Source organism: Kitasatospora sp. NPDC001539 (assembly GCF_040298565.1).
Classification (GTDB): Bacteria; Actinomycetota; Actinomycetes; order Streptomycetales; family Streptomycetaceae; genus Kitasatospora.
This window is the reverse complement of the sequence record NZ_JBEPAK010000370.1, coordinates 1-4,893: the sequence shown is the minus strand read 5'-3', so window position 1 is coordinate 4,893 and position 4,893 is coordinate 1. Positions and strand designations below refer to the sequence as shown.

The window sequence follows — 4,893 nt, the reverse complement described above, 5'->3', positions numbered from 1 at the left end:
TCTCCCCCCGACCGGAGCCGCGCAACCCGGCGTTCAGCGCGAGGGCGCCCCGGACCCCCGCGTCGAACGCGACGGGCCGGGCTGTACCACGTGGAACAGCCCGGCCCTTCGCGTTGGACCCGTCGGACCCGGTTGCCGCCGGCCGGTCGGCCTCAGCCGCGCCGGTGCCGACCGCTGCCGCTCTGCACCGTCTCGGGGGCGCTGTCGACGACGCCCGCCTTCTTCTTGCGGCGCTCCCGCAGCACCTCGACCAGGATCGGCGAGACGGACAGCAGGACGATCAGCAGCACCGCCGGGATCAGGTACTTGTCGATCACCGGGGCGAGCGCGTCACCGAAGAAGTAGCCGATCAGCAGCATGGACTCGGTCCAGAGCACGCCACCGACGACGTTCCAGACGAAGAACGTCCGGGCGGGCATCTCCAGGGTGCCGGCCACCGGGTTCAGGAACGTCCGGATGATCGGCATGAAGCGGGCCAGCACCACGGCCTTGCCGGAGCCGAACTTGTTGAAGTACTCCTCCGCCTTCACCACGTACTCGCGGCGGAAGATCTTCGACTCGGGCTTGTCGAACATCCTCGGCCCGACCTTCGCCCCGATCAGGTGCCCCAGCTGGGCACCGGCGATCGCCGCGATCGGGCAGCCGACGAGCAGGACGGCGATCGGCAGCTTGGCGCCGTCGCCGAGCACCGAGGAGGCGGCGTTCGAGGCGGCCACGCCGGCGAGGATCAGCAGTGAGTCGCCCGGGAAGAAGAAGCCGACCAGCAGGCCGGTCTCCGCGAAGATGATCGCGATGAGCCCGATGGCACCGAGGGACGAGATCAGGGATTTGGCGTCGAGGAGGTTGACGGCCAGCTGGTTGTAGTCCACGGGCGCAGGATAGCGGGCGTACCTTGCCGACGGCTTCCGGCCGAGCGCCGGACGACTTCCGGCCGGGCGCTCCGGTGACTTCCGGCCGGGCGCTCCGACGGCTTCCGGCCGAGCGCCCGGGCCGGACGTTCCGACTGGCGGGCTCCTGCTGACCTGCGGGCACGAGTCTGGGAAGATGGCACCGGCGTCCGGTCCGCGGCGGCCCACCACCCTCATGGTCGTACCGCGGAGGCCGCCTCGAACCTTGGTGCCGGAGAGCCACACCGCAGCGCCGCGCGTCGGCGGGCCGGCACGGAGTCGTCACGAAGGCGTACACAGCGTCGGACAGCACCGTCCGTACGCCGCAACCCGACAGGAGCGGATCGCATGCCCATCGCAACTCCCGAGGTCTACAACGAGATGCTGGACCGGGCCAAGGCGGGCAAGTTCGCCTACCCGGCCATCAACGTCACCTCGTCGCAGACCCTGCACGCCGCGCTGCGTGGTTTCGCCGAGGCCGAGAGCGACGGCATCATCCAGATCTCGACCGGTGGCGCGGAGTTCCTGGGCGGCCAGCACAAGAAGGACATGGTGACCGGCGCGGTCGCGCTCGCCGAGTTCGCGCACATCGTCGCCGCCAAGTACGACGTCACCGTCGCGCTGCACACCGACCACTGCCCCAAGGACAAGCTGGACGGCTACGTCCGCCCGCTGCTGGCGATCTCCGCCGAGCGCGTGGCCAAGGGCGAGAACCCGCTGTTCCAGTCGCACATGTGGGACGGCTCCGCCGAGACCCTGGCCGACAACCTGGCCATCGCCCAGGAGCTGCTGGCCCAGGCCGCCGCCGCCAAGATCATCCTCGAGGTCGAGATCACCCCGACCGGTGGCGAGGAGGACGGCGTCTCGCACGAGATCAACGACGAGCTGTACACCAGCGTCAACGACGCCGTGCGCACCGCCGAGGCGCTCGGGCTGGGCGAGAAGGGCCGCTACCTGCTGGCCGCCTCCTTCGGCAACGTGCACGGCGTGTACAAGCCGGGCAACGTCGTGCTGAAGCCGGAGCTGCTGCGCGAGCTGCAGGACGCGATCGGCAAGCAGTTCGGCAAGACCGACCCGTTCGACTTCGTCTTCCACGGCGGCTCGGGCTCCACCGCCGAGGAGATCGCCACCGCGCTGGAGAACGGCGTCGTGAAGATGAACCTGGACACCGACACCCAGTACGCCTTCACCCGCCCGGTGGCCGGCCACATGTTCGCCAACTACGACGGCGTGTTGAAGGTCGACGGCGAGGTCGGCAAGAAGAGCACCTACGACCCCCGCACCTGGGGCAAGCTGGCCGAGGCCGGCATGGCCGCCCGGGTGGTCGAGGCCGCCGAGCAGCTGCGCTCGGCCGGCAAGCGCCTGAAGTGAGCCCGTCGGGACGGGCGTGACAACGGGTGTGCCCCCGGCGGTCCTCCGCCGGGGGCACAGTCGTGTGGTCCTCGCGCTCGCGCGGGGCGCCCTTCCTTCCGCAGCGCCATCCTGCTGAACGCGCTCCTGCGCGCATGCGCTCCTGCTGCAAGGCGCTCCTGTTCCGAGCGCCCTCCTGCTCGAGCGCCCTACTGCTTGAGCTCCGCGTAGGCCTCCGCGCTGCTGTCCTTCAGGAACTGCCAGCAGCGCGTCTCCTCCTCGGTCTCCTTGATCGCGCCGGCCGCCCGGGCGAGCGCCGCCAGGCAGCGCAGGAAGCCGCGGTTGCCGCGGTGCTCCCACGGCACCGGCCCGTGGCCCTTCCAGCCGCTGCGGCGCAGCGCGTCCAGGCCGCGGTGGTAGCCGGTGCGCGCGTAGGCGTACGACTCGACGTAGCGGCCGGCCGCGTAGGCGTCGTCGGCGAGCATGGCCCAGGCCAGGCAGAAGGCCGGGAACTCGGCCGCCACCTGGGTCGGGGAGGCCGACTCCTCCGCCAGCATCCGGTAGGGCCGCTCCTCCTCGGGCAGGAGGGTCGGTTCGGGGCCGTCGAGAAGATTCCTGTGGATCGCCATGCCCTGAAGTCTGCCACCCGAACCGCAGAGGTCAACCGCGATCACCGGATCGGACCCGGCTCACGGCGGGGGCGGTGGCCAGGAGCCCGGCGGACGCCGCAGACGCGCCGAACGGGCGCCCGCCGGCGGCGCGGGCACCGGTGCGCCGGCGGGCACGGCCGCCGGAAGCCCGGCGCCCGCTGAACGCCCAGCGGCCGCCCGGGGTTGCATACCCGGTACGTGGACATTCACCAGTCCTCCATGCCAGGGTGTCGAGCGTGTCCGCAGCCCCATCCACCCGCAGGCGAGCCACCCCGCCCCGCAAGGCCGGCGGCAGCCGCCGACGCCGCCGGGCACGTCGCCGAATAGGCCCTGGCATGCTCACGGCGCTGGTCGCCTCGCTGCTGGTGCTGGGTTCCGCCGCCTTCCTGCTGAATCGTTCCGCCGGCTCGTCGGCCCCCGGACCGGCCGCCCAGGCCCGGATCGCCCCGCCGGCCGAACAGTCGACCGGTGCGGCACCGCCACTGACCCCGACCCCCACGGCGACGCCCACCCCGACCCCGACGCCCACGCCCACCGCCACCGAGCCGGACCCGGGCCCCAGCAAGGGCGCGGGCACCTTCACCATCGCCCCCGCCACCGCCAAGCCGGTCGGCCGCGGCACCGTGCGCCGCTACCGGGTGGAGGTCGAGGACGGCATCGGCATCGACGCGGCGGCCGCCGCCGCGCAGGTCCACGGCATCCTCGGCGACCGGCGCGGCTGGACCAACGACCACAAGAACGGCTTCCAGCTGGTGGCGACCGGCTCGTACGACTTCACCGTGAAGATCGCCTCCCCGGCCACGGTCGACAAGATCTGCGGTGCCTCCGGCCTGGACACCCACGGCGAGGTCAACTGCAACGTCGGCAACCAGGTTCTCGTCAACTCAAAGCGCTGGAACACCGGTTCACCCCAGTTCAGCGGCCCGCTGGACGATTACCGGGCGCTGATCGTCAACCACGAGGTGGGCCACCGGATCGGCCACGGCCACGAGACCTGCCCCGGCCCGAACAAGCCGGCGCCCGCGATGATGCAGCAGATCTACGGCCTGAAGGGCTGCGCGCCGAACGCCTGGCCGTACAGCGCGGACGGCACCTACCTGAGCGGGCCGGCCGTCCCCTAGCGGGGCCCCTCCCGGCTAGCCCAGGATCGGCAGGTGCCGCGCCAGGTCGCTGCGCTCGCCGGAGGCGGACACCCTCGCCGCCTCCACCTCCGCCGACCAGCCGGTGCGGCCGGTGGCGAGCCGGATCCAGGTCAGCGGGTCGGTCTCGACCACGTTCGGCGGGGTGCCGCGGGTGTGCTTCGGCCCCTCGACGGCCTGCACCACCGCGTACGGCGGGATCCGCAGCTCGACGGCGCCGCCCGGCACCTGCTCGGCGAAGGCGTCGGCCAGCATCCGGGTGACGGCGGCGACGGCCTGGCGGTCGTGCGGGAAGGCGTCCCCACCGAGTGCGGCCGCCAGGTCGTCGGCGTGCACCACGGCCTCGACCAGCCGGGTCACCAGGAAGTCGGTCAGGTCCATGGACCGGCCGCCCAGGAGCGAGACCCGCCGCCCGGACTCCACCGCCTCCGGGTTGTCCAGCACGGCCCTTACGGCGTCGAGCGAGCGGTCGAACGCGGCGGCCACCTGCTCGGGCCGCCCCGCGAACGCCGTCTGCGCGTGCTCCGCCACCGCGCTGTCGACGCTCCCGGTCAGCGTCCTGCTCAGCTCCGCGTAGCCGGACAGCGAGAGCTCGGGCCCGTCCGCGGCCCGGTCCTCCGCCACCGCGGCCGGCAACCGGCCCAGCGCCAGGCTCAGGTGGGCCAGCAACTCCCGCACCCGCCAGGATCCGAGCCGGGTCGGCCGGTCCAGGTCCGAGTCCGTCAGCCGGTGCACGACGCCGCGCAGCGCCTCGTTCTGCGCCGCCAGCGCGGCGCTCACCTTCTTCGGCTGGTACGTACGGGACTTGGCAGGCATGGGACCCAACATACGCCGAGGGGCGGACGGTTCACCAGGAACCGCCCGCCC

5 protein-coding genes are annotated in these 4,893 nt (G+C 72.6%); 2 read left to right on the top strand and 3 right to left on the bottom strand.

Going from position 1 to position 4,893, the window contains the following annotated elements:
* Nucleotides 1–152 precede the first annotated feature (152 nt).
* Nucleotides 153–869 (bottom strand): DedA family protein, encoded by a 717-nt coding sequence (locus ABT247_RS31790; RefSeq protein ID WP_350749673.1) that lies wholly within the window; start codon nucleotides 867–869, stop codon nucleotides 153–155.
* Between the two features lie 366 nt (nucleotides 870–1,235).
* Here ABT247_RS31790 and fbaA point away from each other — a divergent pair, with 366 nt between their 5' ends.
* Nucleotides 1,236–2,258, top strand: a complete 1,023-nt coding sequence (gene fbaA / locus ABT247_RS31785; RefSeq protein ID WP_350749670.1) for a class II fructose-bisphosphate aldolase — start codon at nucleotides 1,236–1,238, stop codon at nucleotides 2,256–2,258.
* A gap of 188 nt (nucleotides 2,259–2,446) precedes the next feature.
* Here the strand turns inward: fbaA and ABT247_RS31780 are convergent, their stop codons facing one another.
* The gene (locus tag ABT247_RS31780) at nucleotides 2,447–2,866 is read right to left on the bottom strand and encodes a DUF3151 domain-containing protein (protein ID WP_350749668.1); all 420 of its coding nucleotides are present in this window, start codon (nucleotides 2,864–2,866) and stop codon (nucleotides 2,447–2,449) included.
* 356 nt (nucleotides 2,867–3,222) lie between these two features.
* On the opposite strand from ABT247_RS31780, the gene ABT247_RS31775 reads away from it, so the two are divergent.
* Entirely contained in the window at nucleotides 3,223–4,008 is a 786-nt protein-coding gene (locus ABT247_RS31775) for a DUF3152 domain-containing protein (RefSeq protein ID WP_350749665.1), read from the top strand.
* A gap of 15 nt (nucleotides 4,009–4,023) precedes the next feature.
* Here the strand turns inward: ABT247_RS31775 and ABT247_RS31770 are convergent, their stop codons facing one another.
* A complete protein-coding gene (locus ABT247_RS31770; protein ID WP_350749663.1) occupies nucleotides 4,024–4,842 on the bottom strand; it encodes a maleylpyruvate isomerase family mycothiol-dependent enzyme in 819 nt (272 codons plus the stop codon).
* Nucleotides 4,843–4,893: the final 51 nt, after the last annotated feature.